The following is a 17849-nucleotide window of genomic DNA, read 5'->3' on the forward strand; positions in this document are numbered from 1 at the left end:
AAATCTATATAGCATAAGTAAATTCAAGCATTTAAGTCATATATAGAAATTAGTTCAATTTGTTATTGCAATTTATCACTTATATTTGGTTAAAAAATTATTGAATTTTGTATAGGCAAATTTTGCGCCTTTTTAGAATTACAAAAATTGTAATTCTAAAAATAGCACAACGCGTTATTTTCATATTTTTTATAGTAGGACATTATATTAATAAAAAAGTGGCTGCGCCACGCTCCTTAGAATTAATATATTAATAACCACAAAACTGGATTATACCTAGATTTTGCTTGTCCTAAATTCTATAATTTCCTGTACCACAAGAAAATGTAAGTGCTCTTGCACTTACACCCCCTAAAATATATTATTATATTTTATCCCTAGTTATTAAAATAATTATATATATGATTCAATATCTTTATGCAAGCATCTCCATTGCCATATGGGTTAGATGCTTTAGACATCTTATTATATAATAAATCATCAGCTAATAATTGTTTTACCTCTTTATATATTTTTTCACTTTCAATACCTACAATTTTAACAGTTCCAGCCTTTACAGCTTCTGGACGTTCAGTTTCAGTTCTAAGAACTAATACTGGTTTTCCAAGTGTTGGTGCTTCTTCTTGTATTCCACCTGAATCAGTCATTATAAGTTTAACCTTAAACATAAGATTAGCAAATTCCACATATTCAAGTGGTTCGATTAAATGTACCCTATCATTCAACACATCAAAATAATTATGTGCTAAGTCACGTATCATTGGATTTTTATGCATAGGAAATATTACTTCAACTGTTTCATCTTCTTTTAATATTTTTATTATGGAATCGAATATATTCTTCATTGGCTTTCCCCAATTTTCTCTTCTATGAGTAGTAAGTAATATTACATTTTTATTTTTGTAATCTATATTGTTTAAAACTTTTTGATTAAATATTATATTATCATCTATTACACTCAAAAGAGCGTCAATTACTGTATTACCAGTAACAAATATTTGTTCTTTATTTATCTGTTCTTTTAGTAAATTATCCTCATTAGTTTTTGTTGGGGCAAAATGCAACGTAGCAATACTTCCTGTAAGCCTTCTATTTAATTCTTCTGGAAAAGGTGAATACATATCATACGTTCTTAACCCTGCTTCAACATGTCCAACTGGTATTTTATTATAAAATGCTGCTAATGCTGAGTTAAAAGTTGTTGAAGTGTCTCCATGCACTAATACTATATCTGGTCTACATTCTTCTAATACTTTACTAACTCCATTTAACACATTAGTAGATATATCAACTAACTTTTGATTAGGTTTCATTAAATTTAAATCATATTGAGGTCTAACATCAAAAATCTTTAAAACTTCATCTAACATTTCTCTATGTTGTGCAGTATTACACACTATAGATTCAAATCTATCATCATTTTCAATTGCTTTAACTAATGGACACATCTTTATTCCTTCTGGCCTTGTTCCAAATACTGATAGTACTTTAATAATTCCCATCATAATTTCCTCCTAAATTAAATTTTATTTCCTTATAATAAACATCACCCAATCAAATAAAATTTTTTCAAGTTAATCAACTCGAAAAAATTTTATTTATAAAAATAATTCTAGTATTGAATATTTTCAATTAATTCCCACGATTTCGCTAATATAGCTGGATTTTTTTCTTTCCACTTTTTTTTGAAATACATTCCGTTTCTATCCATAAGTTTATTATGACTATTACTTCCTGATTTTGTTGTTTGATGTGGCAAATGCATTAAACTTATATATGGTGTATATGCAATTTTAAGACCTAAATCCATTATCTGAAATGCTAAATCTGTATCTTCAAAACAAGTTGGATCATAATATTCATCAAAACCATCTATTAATTCAAAAATTTTCTTTTCCATTATTAATCCACTGGTTGCTAAGTAAGAGACATCATCTCTAAATAACTGCCAAGGTAAAATTCCTCTATTAGGCATGTAATCAACAATTGGTCCTCTTAATTTATTTTTTTCAAACCATCCTGCACCCCATGATACAGCACCAACACCTTTATTTTTTTGTAATATATATATTCCAGCATCTAACCATCTATCACTTATAACCCATTGGTCACTATCAATAAATACTAATTTTTCTCCACTTGAATGTTTAATTCCAATATTTCTTCCAGATGAACATCCATTCTTTGTATTCTTAACAAGAATAATCCTATCTTTATATCTCTCTTCTAATAATTCATAAGAACCATCAGTACTATCATTATCAACAACAATTATTTCATAATTATAATTTTTATTGTGATTTAATAATGAGTCGATACACCTAAAAATTACAGATTTATTATTATGATTCAATACTATTATTGATATTGAATTCTTTGAATAATCGCTTTCTTTTAAATACTCAATATTACTGATGTCTATTATATTATTACATCTATTATACCAACTATTTGCTGCAATAAATTCTGAAGTACTTTCTAATTCTATATGTGATTTTATAGTGTTTACCCACTCATTATAGTCTTCTGAACATATTGTGTTAGGATATCCAATTATATCAGGTAATGGTGTTGCTAATACTTGCTTTTCCATAGCAATATACTCAAATATTTTTAGTGGTGATACATATTTTCCAATTTCACAATTCTTAAATGGCAACATTGCAATATCGCTATAATGAAGATATGCTGGCAATTCACTTTGCTTCTTAAGCCCTAAAAAATATACATTAGGCGGCATACTTTTAACAATATCAGGAATTCCAGAATATTCTCCTATCATATTAAATGTGCTATTTGGACATTCTAATGCTGTATTCTTTACTAAATCCCAGTCAAACCATTCTCCCCAAAGTGATCCAAAATACAATAATGTTTTTTCTTTACCAATATTTAAATCCTTTGGGCATTCATAATTATATTTAGGCTCAAATATTGTAATATCAACTGCATTAGGTAAATAATGTACTTCTTTTTCCGTATATTTATTTATTTGTTTTTGTAATTCAATACTTGTTGCTATTAAATAGTCACTATCTTTAATAAAACTTTCAAATGATTTAGGATCATATAAAAGTGAACCCAGGCTTGTTTCCCAATTATCAATATGTTCATAAATAGTTTTTATTCCTAGTTTTTTAGCTTTTTCTAAATATGGAACAAATTTAATATATGGTGCTTCAAATATAAACACTGCCTCTTCTTTAATTGATGAAAATACATCACTTATTGATATATTGTCTATTGATTCATGAATTACTGTTGGTAGTTGTAAATTAAATTTTACACTTTCATTTGAATCAAATGCATAAAAATAGTGTACTTCATATCCCATTTTATTGAATGTATTTGCTAATTGTGAACATCTTTGTCCACCACCTATATCATAATATGGTATTCCCGCAAAAATATATACTTGACTAGTATTCTTTTTATTTTGTTCAAAAGTAATGTTATTTTTAAAGTGCACATTTTGATTAAAATCATTTTGTATAACATTGGATAATGATTGTCTGGCTATATTTATTCCATCAAAATATTTTAAATCATTACATATATATTTTTCTCTTTTTAACATTCTATTTAATGTATATTTGATAAAATCTTTTTTTTCTGATTTAGATCCTTTTATCAATTGATCCTTAATCCTTCTCAAATATAGTAATTGCTTATAGCTCTTAATACTATTTATTTGCTGCAAGTAATTATCTATATGGATTAGTTTTTCTCTTATATCCTCTTTTACATCATCCTTTGAATTTATATCTTCTGAATTTATGCCTTCTAAATTTAAAATTTCATTATTTAAATCTTCTATTTCTTCTTTTAATAAAGATTTCTCATCAAGCAAATCCTTATTAATATTAATAATTTTATCTTTTTCTTCTTTTAATTCATTAAAATCATTTTTCAACTGTTTCAAATCTTCTCTAGATATATATAATTCATCATTAATTTTCTGCCATTCATCATGTAGCTTATTATAATCGTTTTTCATATTTTTCTGTTGTAAATTTGATACTTGTTCAACACAGTCAGATAATAATGAAACTCTTTTCACATCTTTATCTTTACTATATATTAAAAGCATCTGTTCTCTTCCATAATATTCCGAATTACAATATACTGACTTTGCAAATACTAAACTACTTTCTCCTAATACAAGTGGAATATCACTTGTACCTAATACAACTTCGTGTTCAGGAACTTCAAAATCTTCTCTATATGGCATTAATATTAATGTATAGTTCAAAGACCTACTTTCAATTTTGCTCAATACCTCATATGTATTTTTAAAATGCTCAATTGTATTAGAAGAATATATAACAGGATATTTTTTTGATTTATCCGGATTTAATATATCTGATATATTAAAATCAAATGTAGAGTATTTACTTCTAGCAATTTCTATTGCATTTTCCGAAAAATCTTCTCCATGTATTTTACACATCGGAAAAGTTTTTTGAAGCACAGGTACAGCATCTCCCTCTGCACATCCTAAATCACATATATCATATGAATTTTTACATACATCTTTTATAAGCCATTCTGGAAATAAACTACATGCTAAATTTGCAAAATATCTTGTCTGTTCAATTCCTTTAGCCTTCTCCCAATTTTCATTAAATCTATAATTCCAATACTCTTTTGAATTTAAAGTATAATCTTTATTTTCCATATTTCTTACCTCATTTCACATAGATATCAGCTTCAGGATCTAAAATTCCAAATATTCTTTTTTTACTAAAAACTTTGAAATATTTCACTCCTTCTATATATTCATAATACATAGTTGCAAGATTAGTCCTGTCTTCTAATGCAACTACCAAATAATACTCACCTGATGCTAAATGTGTCTTTAATGTAAATGTAACTTGATGATATTCTTTATCTTTGTTAAATACAATCTTTTCATCATAAGTTGTTTTTACAATTAAATCAGTACCTTCTTTATTTTTTATTGAAAATGCCACTGAAAATTTTTCATAATCTATATTTTCTATACTTTTGAAATCTATTATTATCTTAATTTCATCAGTAGGTGAAAAATACTTTATTTCGTTTCCATTAGCATCAGTTAACTTTACATTTTTTATCATACCCACACTAGTTCCCCAGTGATTAATACTATTTTCTTCATTACTCTTAATTTCGTAATTTTTTGTTTTATCTTTATCGTCTTGCTTTTCTGTATCTTCTTCCATTTCAGATTCATCATTATCATTAAACTTTTTATAACTTGTAAATTCAGAAATGTCATCTAAATACATGAATTCAGTATACTTTGCTACAACATAAGATGGATCTCCTTGCATTTCTATTTTTCCATTATTCAACCACATAACTGTATCACAAAATGTTTTCATTAATCCCACATCATGTCCAACATATAAAATTGTTACTCCTTTTTGCTTGAATTCCTTAAATTTATTAAAACATTTTGCTTGAAATCTTATATCTCCCACACTTAATATTTCGTCTACAATTAATATGTCTGGTTCTACATTAATTGCGCATGAAAATGCTAATCTTGCAAACATTCCGCTTGAATATGTTTTTACTGGTTGATAAATATAATCTCCTATTTCAGCAAAATTAATTATTTCTTCTAATTTGTCATCAATTTGCTCTTTTGTTAACTTCATTAGCATTCCATAAAAATATATATTTTCTATTCCACTATATTCATAATTAAATCCTGCTCCTAATTCTAATAATGATGATATTCTCCCTTTAGTTTTTACTTCTCCTTTAGTCGGTTGCAATACACCAGTAATAATCTTCAATAATGTAGACTTTCCTGCTCCATTACGACCAAGTATCCCTAATATTTCTCCCTTTTTAACATTAAAACTAACATCCGAAAGAGCCCAAAACTCAGTATGTTTTTTTTTATTTGTAAAACTTAGGGCTTCTTTCATTCGATCCATTGGCGTATTATACATTTTATATGATTTTGATATATTATCTACTATTATTTTATTTTCATTTGTATTAAATATAGAATCTTTTTCCATATATATCCTCTTTTCTTAATATATATTTACATTACATCTGCAAAATGTGGTTTTAATCGATTATATATAACAGACCCAATAAACAACAAAACTATTGTTAATATCCAAAAATAAGCTGTCTGATTGTATTTATCCCAAAACCACATCTTATTAACAAAACAATCTCTATATCCTTCTACTATATAATATATTGGATTTAGTTTAAAATAAAAACGTAATCTTTCAGGGAACATTTCAGTATTCCATGCTATAGGTGTACCCCACATTCCTATTAATAATATTATACCTATTATTTGATTTAAATCTCTAAAAAATACCATAATAGATGAACAAATTAGCGAAATAGCAAATGTAAATACTATTGTACATAGCATATAATAAAAAATCTGAATCATATATATATTAGGATAATAGCCAAATATAGAACAAATAATAATTAATAGTATAATAAAAAATAAATGTATAAATAATGAAGATAATATTTTTACTAAAGGCAATATATTTATATTAAAAATAACTTTTTTAACCAAATAGCTATATTCAAGAAAACTATTACTCGCAATAGAAAATGCCTCTGAAATAAATAACCATGGAACTATTCCGCACATAAACCATAATACAAATGGTACTTTTCCAACATCACCACTTCTAAATCCAAATTGAAATACTACCCAATAGATTATCATAGTTAATAACGGCTGAACAAATGCCCATGTCATTCCAAAAAAAGATCCTGCAAATCTTCTTTTAAAATCTTTCCATGAAAATGCCCACAGTAATCCTTTATCACTATATATTTCTTTAATTAAATTTTTTAAATTTCTTATCATAAATTAATCCTCACTATGAATATTTTTACATTATTATTCATTTAATTTCTGTGTTTTATATAAATTTTTAATTATAACTCTATACTTATCAACTCTGCTCAACCAATTATTTTTTTGATAGAAATTATAATTTATATTTGTATTACATATATTATTATTAACAATACTCTCTACATTTTTTACGAACTCGTCAAAATTCTCATAAAAATAAACATATTCATTTTCTTTATAACCTTCTAATTCTTTCCAATAAGATGTTAATACTGGTTTATTAAATACTAAATATTCATAAATCTTTACTGGATCTACACCTTTAATTAATTCATTAACTTTAAATGGTATTAACATTATGTCACCATTCTGTATATAATTAGATATTTGTTTATGATCGATACTACCTATAAATATTATATTCTTACTTTTTCTTCTCTTAACTTTTTCTTTATCAACAGGTCCTATTATATAAATTTTATAATAAGAATATTTTCTAGCAAATTTTTCCAGAACATCCATATCAAACCATTCACCAACTGTTCCTATGTATACAAGATTAGGATGAGATAATTTTATTTCAGAATGATTATTAGATAATAATATGCTAGAATCTAACGCATTTTTTATAACTTCTATTTTATTACTGTCCGCCATATAATTGTTAACTATTTTTTCTTTTAAATAATTTGAACTAGCAATTATATAGTCAACATTTTTGCACAACATTCTTTCTTGCTCTATAACCTTTTCTCGCATACTTCCACTATAAAAATACGGAATATTATCCATACATTCATAAATTTTTTTAACCTTTTTATCTAATAAATCATCAGGTAAATACTGATATTGTTCCGGATGAGTTAATATAACAATATCATAGTTTTCTTTTTTCAAAATAGATTTTATATAAAAACGATTTATTAATTTTACTACTTTAATCTTTGATGAATAGGGTATAACATATTTATCTTTTATAGATAAATTTTTATTAAGTTTACCTGTAAATTTTTTTTGTTTTAAAAATGGTGTTATAGATAAATATGTAATATCATATCCACTTTCACTTAAATATGTGCATATAAAATGTGGCCTTTGTTTTATCCATTTCCAATTAACTGTTGAAAAATACAAAATTTTCATATCACACCAATTTCCCTTAAATATCTATTTAGCGCATCGTTCCATAATGGCATTCTTTTAAAACCAGCTCTATATAACTTTAATTTTGACATTCTTGAATTAAGTGGCCTTGTTGCTTTTGTTCTATATTTTTTTGTTGAAATGTAGTTTATTTTACATCCTAAGTTACTTTGTTTCATAATTTCTTCAGCAAACTCTGCCCATGAACAAAATCCTTCATTAGTAACATTATAAACTCCATATTGATCACTTGCTAACATATCACATAATATCACTGCTAAATCTACAGTATACGTAGGACTTCCAACTTGATCACATACAACATTTAAATTTCTATTTCTAGTACCTAAATTGAGCATACTTTTTACAAAATTTTTTCCGTTAGCTCCAAATATCCAAGACACCCTTACAATAAAATACTTCTCTAATAGTCCACTTACCTTTTTCTCTCCTTCATATTTACTTCTTCCATAAACATTTAATGGATTAGCAGCATCGTTAACTTCAAATGGGATCTTTCCTTTTCCATCAAATATGTAATCTGTAGAAATATATATCATTTTTGCTCCAGCTTTTTTGCATGCTCTAGCTATATTTTCAGTTCCTATACAATTAACTTTATAGCACATATCCTTTTCTTCTTCAGCTCTATCTACATCTGTATATGCAGCACAATGAATTACACAGTCTGGATTAATTTTTAATATATAATTTTCTGTTGCCTCTCTATCTGTTACATCTAAATCATTTTTTGCAGTTCCTATGAATTCAACATTCCTCCTCTTTAATTCTTTAGCTATGTCAAAGCCTAATTGTCCGTTAACACCTGTAATTAAAATCATGTAATTTTTCCTTTATAATAATCCTTTCTTTGTTAATCTTATAATCATTTTGAATATATATTCAGGAATTATTGGTAAAAAAATTTCTATTAATATAGATTCCTTATGAAATTTTCTATATTTAATCATTGTAAATAAACTTGATATCGTATGCTTCTTTGAATACTCATCTCTAGCTCTTAACCATATAATTGTTTCATTAATAATATTTTTTATAAAGGTATCTTCATCTAATCTATTTTTCAATATTTCATATCTATCTAAAAATTTATCTATTCGTTTTTCATAATATGATTTTTTATCGTAAATACCTTTTAATATTCCTGTTTGATTTGAGTCATGTTGCCTATACTGAACTAAAGCATCATCTATAAACTCTATCTTACCTTCTTTTGCTGCTATAATTGCAATCCATTGATCATGAACCATTTCACTAATAAACGGCATTGCTCTTTGAGCTACTTCTTTTTTCACTATCATAGCACATCCAGTTACAAAATTAGTCATTAACAATTCTTTTTCTAGATTATATCCTCGTCTATATACAATACGTCTTCGTATATTTCTTAAACTATCACTTGTCTTTTTTCCATCCTTATCAATTATAGACAAATCACAAAACGCTAATGTAACATTTGAATCATCAAACTTTTCCATAATACGAGATATTTTTCCAGATTCCCATATATCATCTTGATCGCAATAAGAATAATATTCTCCCTTACCCACTTGAGTAAGTTTTTCAAATGCTTTATTAGATCCTAAATTCCTCTCTCCATGAATTATAGTCAGTTCCATATTTGTTATATATTTTTTTATAAATTCTTCATCCACCTTATTTTCAGGACAATCATCATAGATTATTAATTCTAAATTTGAATATGTTTGATTATTTAATGATATAAGCTGCTCTTTAAGCCATTCATAATTAGGATCATAAACTGCCATTAATATTGAAACCAAAGGTTTTTGTATATTTTTTTTCAACACAATTTATTTACTCCTTATTCTTACTAAAATATTTATATATAGATATTAAACATGCTTTAAATGTACTTCGTACTTTTTTTATCTGTGAGAAGTTCGTATTTGCGCTAAGCCTCTTATCTATCTGTGAAATGTTCATATATGCATCATAGCTGCTTTTTTAATAAGTAAAAGTTCTTATTGTTAGCATAGCTAACCTTTTAATATGTGTATATTTTTTTATAATAGTTTTGATATTCGCCACTTATTATGTTTTCCCACCATGATTTATTATCTAAATACCATTTAATAGTCTTTTTAATTCCTTCATCAAATGTTGTTGTAGGAAGCCATCCTAGTTCATTATGAATCTTTGTAGGATCAATTGCATAACGCATATCGTGACCTTTTCTATCCCCAACAAATTTGATTAATTCTTCTGATTTACCTAATTCTCTAAGTACAGTTTTTACTACTTCAAGATTAGTTCTTTCATTATGTCCACCTATGTTGTATACTTCTCCAACTTTACCATTATGAATTATTAAATCAATTGCTCTGCAATGATCTTCTACATAAAGCCAGTCTCTAACATTTTCACCTGTTCCGTATACAGGTAATTCTTTATCATTTAATGCATTTGCAATCATTAGAGGAATAAGCTTTTCTGGAAAATGATATGGTCCATAGTTATTAGAACATCTTGAAATTGTTACAGGTAATCCATATGTTCTATGATAAGCTCCAACTAAAAGGTCAGCTGATGCTTTACTTGAAGAGTATGGACTTGAAGTATGAATAGGAGTCTCTTCAGTGAAAAATAAGTCTGGTCTATCTAATGGCAAATCTCCATATACTTCATCTGTTGATACTTGATGATATCTTTTAATACCATATTTTCTGCAAGCATCCATAAGTACTGCTGTCCCCATTACATTAGTCTTTAAAAATATTTCTGGATTTTCTATAGATCTATCAACATGACTTTCTGCTGCAAAGTTTACTACCATATCTGGATGTTCCTTTTCAAACATTTCATACACTGCATCTCTATCAGCAATATCTATTTTATGAAAGGAAAAATTAGGGTTATCTTTTACACTATCTAATGTTTCCATATTTCCTGCATATGTTAATGCATCAACTACAATTACCTTATAGTCTTTGTATTTATTTAACATATAGTGAACAAAATTTCCTCCAATGAAACCTGCTCCACCAGTTACAACTATTTTCATTAATTATTCCTTACCTTTCAAAATAAAATACTTTAATTTTACTATTTTTTATAAACAAATGAACAATCACTATCCTTTAATAAAGGTGCATTTTTATCTTTTTCAGAAAGAACAGGATTTTCTATTCCCCATTCAACACCAATTTCAGGGTCATTAAATTTAATACTTCTATCACTTTCATGATTATAGTAATTATCAGTTTTATATACAAATTCAACATCATCTGTTAATGTAACAAATCCATGTCCAAATCCTCTTGGTATAAATAATTGTTTTTTATTTTCTGCAGACAATTCAACAGCTACCCACTGTTTATATGTAGGAGAACCCTTTCTTAAATCTACCGCTACATCAAGTACAGCTCCTCTTACTACTCTTACAAGTTTTGCCTGTGCATGTTCACCATTTTGAAAATGAATTCCTCTTAGAATTCCCTTTCCTTTTGAATAAGATTGGTTATCTTGAACAAAATCACAAGCTATTTCTGGAGTTTTTATAGCAGAATAAGTTTCCATAAACCATCCTCTCTCATCTCCAAATACCTGTGGTTCTACTATGTAAACACCTTTTATCTTTGTTTCTGTTAATTTCATAACTACACCTCTTTAATATATAACCTTACCTTCTGCAACATTCTTTAAATGAGCTCCATATGGACTTTTACCATATTGATTAGCGCTTTCAAGTAATGTTTCTTTATCTATCCATCCATTTTTATACGATATTTCTTCTAAACATGCAATCTTTAACCCTTGTCTATTTTCAACTACTCGAACATATTCACTAGCTTCACTTAAGCTATCAACAGTTCCAGTATCAAGCCATCCATATCCACGTCCCAATGTAATAACATCAAGCTTCTTATTTTCAAGATATATTTTATTTAAATCAGTTATTTCCAACTCTCCACGAGCTGATGGTTTTAATGATTTTGCATATTCAACTACATTATTATCATAAAAATATAACCCTGTTACAGCGTAATTTGATTTTGGTCTTTCAGGTTTTTCTTCTAGCGATAAAGCTTGCCCATTCTCATCAAATTCAACTACTCCAAAACGCTCAGGGTCATCTACATAATAACCAAATACTGTTGCTCGTTCTCTATTTTCCACTGATTTTTTTAGCTGTTTAGTTAAGCCATTTCCATGAAATATATTGTCACCTAATATCATTGCACAATTATCATTTCCTATAAATTCTTCTCCCAATATAAAAGCTTGTGCTAACCCATCTGGAGACGGTTGAATTTTATATGATAAATTTATTCCATATCTAGATCCATCACCTAACAATCTCTCAAAATTAGGCAAATCTTTAGGAGTTGAAATTATTAATATATCTCTTATTCCTGCCAACATCAACGTTGATAATGGATAATAAATCATAGGTTTATCGTATATTGGTAATAACTGTTTAGATGTAACCATAGTTAATGGATACAATCTTGTTCCACTTCCACCAGCTAAAATAATTCCTTTTGTCAAAAACTTCACTTCCTTAAATTTATATTTATAATCATTTATTACTCTTCATTCTTCTACTTATTTTATCATATAAACACCAACAAATAAACGTATATATTCTTTTTTACTATTTTTCCAAAAGCATTTGTTTTATTGAATATATCTATACAAAATGATATTATACAATTTGTAGAATTTAATTATTCTGCTAATCATTTGATTTTGTAAAGGAATATTATTATGATTAAAGAAAATCAAAAATTATTAAATAGAATAAATGCAGCCAGCGATATAATTTTGTTATTTTTATCTATGGCTTTGTCATACTTTATCCGTTTTTATATATTTTCCCCAAATACAGTATACATAAAATTAAATATTTATATGAAATTTTCATTTTTTCTTGTTCCTATTAATCTTATTTTATATTTATTTTTTAACTTGTATGATCCTATTCGAACATCACGATTTATAAAAGAAAGCATTAATATTATTAAATGTAACACTGTTTTTGTTGCAATAATTCTTTCATTGCTCTATATTTTAAAAATAGTAGATATATCAAGATGGGTAATAATAATATTTTATTTTGTTAATACAGGAACAGTCATTATTAAGCGTTTTACTTTAAGACAAGTTCTATCTGAGTTAAGAAAAAAGGGGTTAAATTTAAAGCATGTATTAATAGTAGGAAGTGGTGAAACTGCTCGCGAATATCTTAATGTAATAAAATCAAATAAAGATTATGGATTTAATTATGTAGGGTATGTTTCTGAGTCTGATAATTTTGAAGGTAAGAAACTTGGTAATTATTCAAACCTTTTAGATGTACTGTACAAATATAAGTTTGATGAAGTAATTTGCGCTCTAGATGTCTATGATGCAAAGTATTTAGAAAAAGTAGTTTCTGATTGTGAACATAGTGGAACTAAAATATCTATAATTCCATTTTGCTACAAATACATTCCAAGTCAGCCTTATATAGATCAAATAGGAAATTTACCACTTATAAATATAAGAAGAATTCCCCTTGATAATATGGGTAATGCGTTTATGAAACGAAGTATGGACGTAATTGGTTCATTGTTATTAATCATTTTAACAAGCCCTATAATGCTGGTTACTTCAATAATTATTAAGTTAACATCAAAGGGTCCTATCATATTCAAACAAAAACGTGTAGGATTAAATAAACAGGTTTTTACTATGTATAAATTTAGGTCTATGAGAGTGAATAACGAAGAAAACTCTGGCTGGACTACAAATAACGATCCTAGAAAAACAAAATTCGGTTCATTTATTCGTAAATTCTCTATAGATGAACTACCTCAATTTTTTAATGTTTTAAAAGGTGATATGAGTTTAGTTGGTCCAAGACCTGAACTACCTCATTTTGTTGATGAGTTTAAAGACGAAATCCCTTTATATATGGTGAAGCATCAAGTTAAACCTGGAATAACTGGGCTAGCTCAAGTAAATGGATATAGAGGTGATACTTCTATAAAGAAGAGAATAGAATTTGATATTCATTACATAGAAAATTGGAGCCTACTCCTTGATTTAAGCATTCTCTTTAAAACTGCATTTAAAGGATTCAAAAATAATGAAATTATTATAACCAATTCTAACGAAAAAACACTTAATAATTAATATAAATTTAATATTCCCTATTTATAATTAAATATCCACTTATTTAATTATAAATAGGGATTTTTTTATTTTACATAAGTATGTTTACTTTAAATTGTCAACCCATTTATACAGTGCTATAATATTACATATTTGCAGTGATACGTAGCTATTATCTTTTAATTATCTATAAATAAATTACTGCAATACTAAAATAAAATTTTAATATAGGATGTGTTGAAATTGGAGAACTTCAAGAAATTTTGCAAGGAAAAATCTATAACTTTATTTTTTCCTATTGCAGTAATACTTACAATTGTTCCATTGATTGTGCGTATGAAAAAGGTTGCAATTGATCCTGCTGCTGTAAAGCTAGTTGGTGAAGCTTCAGAATTGGACTTATTCTCACAAAATAAAGCTTTTATGCTTATGATTTTCTGTGGAATACTTATTTTATTAAGTATAATATTTTTTAAAGATTTATTTAAGAAAAGAGACAAGATAACATTAATATCAATAGCTTGCATGGGAATATTTTTTATTTTTTCATTAATATCTGCTTTATCCTCAAAATATATACAAACTACTATATGGGGATATTATGATAAGGCTGAAGGAATTATAACTATTGGATGCTACTTAATATTATTTATCTACTCTATTTACGCATTTAAAAGTATTGGAGATTATAAATATATAACTTATCCTTTAATGATAGTTGTATTTATTAATGCTTTCTTAGGAGTGTTCCAATATTTTGGTTATGATTTAATAAAAACAAATCTAGGACAGCTTATTGCTATTCCTAGCAAATATAATATAAAGGCAAGTAGTTTAAGCTTGTTATATGAAAAAGGAAAGTTATATGGAACTCTATTCCACTATAACTATGTAGGAAGCTTTGTGGCTATAGTACTTCCTATTCTATTTATTGCTGCAGTAATAGAATTCGAAAATATTATGTACAAAGTAGCCCTTATATTTTCATGCTTATTTTCAATATGGCTTTTATTAGGTAGTACATCTCGTGCTGGCCTTATAGGTGTAATAGTTTCATTAATTGCTGGAATAATTATTTTTGTTAAACTTTTACTACCAAAATGGAAGCCTATATTAATAGGATTTGTTGTATTATGTGTAATTATAATCGGTGTTAATTTTGTTTCAGGTAATAAAATATTCTCTAGAATACCTTCTATGGCTTCTGATATAGTAAGTCTATTTAAATCTAATGATGATTTTAATTTAAAGGATAATGTACCAATAAAGGATATTCAATATACAGATAATGGTGGTGCAGTAGCAGTTCTTCAAAATGATTCTTTAGAATTTTATGTTGAAAATGGAGAATATGTATTTAAAGATTCAAATGGAAATCCTGTAGATTATACTAGAAATAAAAATAATCTTACTACTACTGATCCAAGATTTTCAAATATATCATTTACTTTTGGAAAACTTCCAGATGCAAATAAATCCAATGGTCTTTATTTAAATTTAAATTCAAAGCCAGCATTTATATTTAAGCTTTCAAATGGTAAATTACATTTAGTAGACAATAATAATTTTCAAGATATTGAATTAGTTGATGCTGAATCTATTGGATTTAAAGGCAAAGAAAAAATCGGTTCTGCTAGAGGATATATATGGTCTAGAACACTTCCTCTTTTAAAGGGACATTTAATAACAGGACACGGACCAGATACATTTATGTATGAATTCCCTCAAAATGATATGATTGCAAAACTTTATGCTTATGGCGAATCAATTATGACAGTAGATAAACCTCATAATATGTATTTACAAATAGCATTCAGTGATGGATTAATTGCTTTAATAGCATTTTTAGTTGCTGCTATATTATATCTTGTGGATAGCTTCAAATTATATGCTTTAAAAGCTAAATATACTGTTTCAGAGTCATTAGGTGCTGCAACAACACTAGGTGTGTTAGGTTATTTAGCAGCTGGTATATTTAATGATTCAACTATAAGTGTAGCTCCTATATTCTGGATAGTATTCGGAGTTGGTTTCGCACTTAACTATATAAACAAAACAAATAAAGAAAAGAATAAATAATGTATTTAAAGAGAGTATAAAATATGGTAATTTTTATACTCTCTTTTTTCTTTCTAGTTTACTAACATACATTCTACTACTTAATGAATTACAATATATAAAAAGACTATACAATAGTTCCTTTCTATTATATAGTCCAATGTAAATCAACATTATATAATTTTTCTATATTAAACCATTGCTCCATTAACACCTAATCTACAACCATCAATAGTTGTATTAGAAAGCATACGTCCACTTTGATCAAAATAATACCATGATCCCATTATCTTAGTCCAACCTGTTTGCATAGCTCCTTGTCCAATTTTATCAGGATTTAAGTAATAGAAGTTTCCTCCTACATTAATCCAACCAGTCTGCATTACTCCTTGAGAGTCCATATAATACCATTTACCAGAAGCAGGCACCCATCCAGTTTGCTTTACTCCTCCATTTGAAAAATAATACCACTTTCCATCTATTTGTTTCCAACCTGTAGCCATATGACCATCTTTATCAAAATAATAATTCTGACAGTAAATATTATCATAGAACCAAGTATTAGTTATTAATTCACCTTTATTATTTGTTCTCTTCCATACAACACCATTACCAATCCATTGATTAGGTTGTCCAACCGTAAAAGTAGTAGCGTTTTCTTGTTTATTATTTTCGTTCTTCTTATCATCAGTAGAAGTCGTTTCAGGAGCTTTTACACCTCTGTAAATGTATAATGTATATACTCTCAAAAGATCATCGTCATCATTCTTAACTCTTACTTCTACTTCATTTTTTCCTTCATTCAAGTAAACTTTCTTTTCCCAATCATCATCATCGTCTACAGTTGTCCCATTAATTTTAACCTTAACATCATCATCGTCATCATCTTCAGGTTTTGCTGTTACTACTACATAATTAGTATCTTTTTTTACTTCAACATTATAATTATTAGTCTTCTTGTCAAATTCAGGAGATAATTTTATATCATCCTCATTTCTATTTGTCACTTCTAATTTTTTTAAATAAATTTTATCATCATCATTATCGTCATCATCATCTTCATCACTACCAGTATATTTTATTTTTATAGTATAATCAGCTAGCTTATTATCATCTTCTTTATACTTTACATTATCATCTGGTTTTTCTTTATACACTCTTATTGTAATTTTATTAGTTCCTGATGATAAACTAAATTTTTTACCTACTTTTACACCCTTAGTTGAGCTTGATGTACTATCAAAAATTCTTACATATTCATCGTCTACACCCGAAACATCATCAAGTTTTATACTTTTAGATGATGTTTTAGCATAATATTGAGTATCTTCTTCAATATCCTTTGTATCTACTTTATCCTTACTTTTATAATCATCATCATCATAAATCTTAATAGTACTTCCACCTGATGTTTCTAATCTTAAATCAGTTAGCTTATTATTATTTGTTGCTTCTGCATAAGCTCTATCTATTATTAATTCACTTCCCGGTAATGATGTTGGAATCACAGCACCTAATGCAGTAAATGCAATTCCTGCAGCAACTGCTTTTTTGACACCTTTTTTCATATTCTTTCCCTCATTTCTATTTTTATATAATGACATTTTACCATTTCAAGTTATCTATGTAAATTATTCTCTTGTAAAATTATACTTATAATTCTTATTTT

Annotated in this window: 13 protein-coding genes; 2 read left to right on the forward strand and 11 right to left on the reverse strand. The window is 27.0% G+C overall.

Annotated features, from left to right (window positions below):
• Positions 1 to 377 precede the first annotated feature (377 nt).
• The 10 genes from wecB to rfbA form a co-directional block, all read right to left on the reverse strand.
• Positions 378 to 1502 (reverse strand): UDP-N-acetylglucosamine 2-epimerase (non-hydrolyzing), encoded by a 1125-nt coding sequence (gene wecB / locus HF850_RS08190; protein WP_206151629.1) that lies wholly within the window; start codon positions 1500 to 1502, stop codon positions 378 to 380.
• Between the two features lie 110 nt (positions 1503 to 1612).
• Complete coding sequence (locus tag HF850_RS08195; RefSeq protein ID WP_169104968.1) at positions 1613 to 4678, reverse strand: glycosyltransferase; 3066 nt, start codon at positions 4676 to 4678, stop codon at positions 1613 to 1615.
• Positions 4679 to 4688: 10 nt separating this feature from the next.
• Positions 4689 to 6017, reverse strand: coding sequence for an ABC transporter ATP-binding protein (locus HF850_RS08200; protein WP_169104969.1), 1329 nt, complete (start codon positions 6015 to 6017; stop codon positions 4689 to 4691).
• Between the two features lie 26 nt (positions 6018 to 6043).
• Positions 6044 to 6847, reverse strand: coding sequence for an ABC transporter permease (locus tag HF850_RS08205; RefSeq protein WP_206151627.1), 804 nt, complete (start codon positions 6845 to 6847; stop codon positions 6044 to 6046).
• A 33-nt stretch (positions 6848 to 6880) separates the two neighbouring features.
• Entirely contained in the window at positions 6881 to 7981 is a 1101-nt protein-coding gene (locus HF850_RS08210) for a glycosyltransferase (RefSeq protein WP_169104970.1), read from the reverse strand.
• Complete coding sequence (rfbD, locus tag HF850_RS08215; protein WP_169104971.1) at positions 7978 to 8823, reverse strand: dTDP-4-dehydrorhamnose reductase; 846 nt, start codon at positions 8821 to 8823, stop codon at positions 7978 to 7980. Before rfbD ends, HF850_RS08210 begins: the two co-directional genes overlap by 4 nt.
• Positions 8824 to 8835: 12 nt before the next feature.
• On the reverse strand, positions 8836 to 9813 hold the full coding sequence (locus tag HF850_RS08220) for a glycosyltransferase (protein WP_347564417.1): 978 nt from the start codon (positions 9811 to 9813) through the stop codon (positions 8836 to 8838).
• Positions 9814 to 10010: 197 nt separating this feature from the next.
• Entirely contained in the window at positions 10011 to 11027 is a 1017-nt protein-coding gene (rfbB, locus tag HF850_RS08225) for a dTDP-glucose 4,6-dehydratase (RefSeq protein WP_169104972.1), read from the reverse strand.
• 41 nt (positions 11028 to 11068) lie between these two features.
• Positions 11069 to 11620, reverse strand: coding sequence for a dTDP-4-dehydrorhamnose 3,5-epimerase (rfbC, locus tag HF850_RS08230; RefSeq protein WP_169104973.1), 552 nt, complete (start codon positions 11618 to 11620; stop codon positions 11069 to 11071).
• Positions 11621 to 11632: 12 nt separating this feature from the next.
• Positions 11633 to 12514 carry a glucose-1-phosphate thymidylyltransferase RfbA gene (rfbA, locus tag HF850_RS08235; RefSeq protein ID WP_169104974.1) on the reverse strand — a complete coding sequence of 294 codons (882 nt, stop codon included), beginning with the start codon at positions 12512 to 12514 and terminating at the stop codon, positions 11633 to 11635.
• Positions 12515 to 12733: 219 nt separating this feature from the next.
• Between rfbA and HF850_RS08240 the strand changes: the two genes are divergently transcribed.
• Positions 12734 to 14143, forward strand: coding sequence for an undecaprenyl-phosphate glucose phosphotransferase (locus HF850_RS08240; protein ID WP_169104975.1), 1410 nt, complete (start codon positions 12734 to 12736; stop codon positions 14141 to 14143).
• Positions 14144 to 14365: 222 nt separating this feature from the next.
• The gene (locus HF850_RS08245) at positions 14366 to 16201 is read left to right on the forward strand and encodes an O-antigen ligase family protein (protein WP_206151628.1); all 1836 of its coding nucleotides are present in this window, start codon (positions 14366 to 14368) and stop codon (positions 16199 to 16201) included.
• A gap of 170 nt (positions 16202 to 16371) precedes the next feature.
• Here the strand turns inward: HF850_RS08245 and HF850_RS08250 are convergent, their stop codons facing one another.
• A complete protein-coding gene (locus HF850_RS08250; RefSeq protein WP_169104976.1) occupies positions 16372 to 17748 on the reverse strand; it encodes a cadherin-like beta sandwich domain-containing protein in 1377 nt (458 codons plus the stop codon).
• Positions 17749 to 17849: the final 101 nt, after the last annotated feature.

The sequence above is a fragment of the Clostridium sp. SM-530-WT-3G genome (genome assembly GCF_012843905.1).
GTDB lineage: Bacteria > Bacillota > Clostridia > Clostridiales > Clostridiaceae > Clostridium.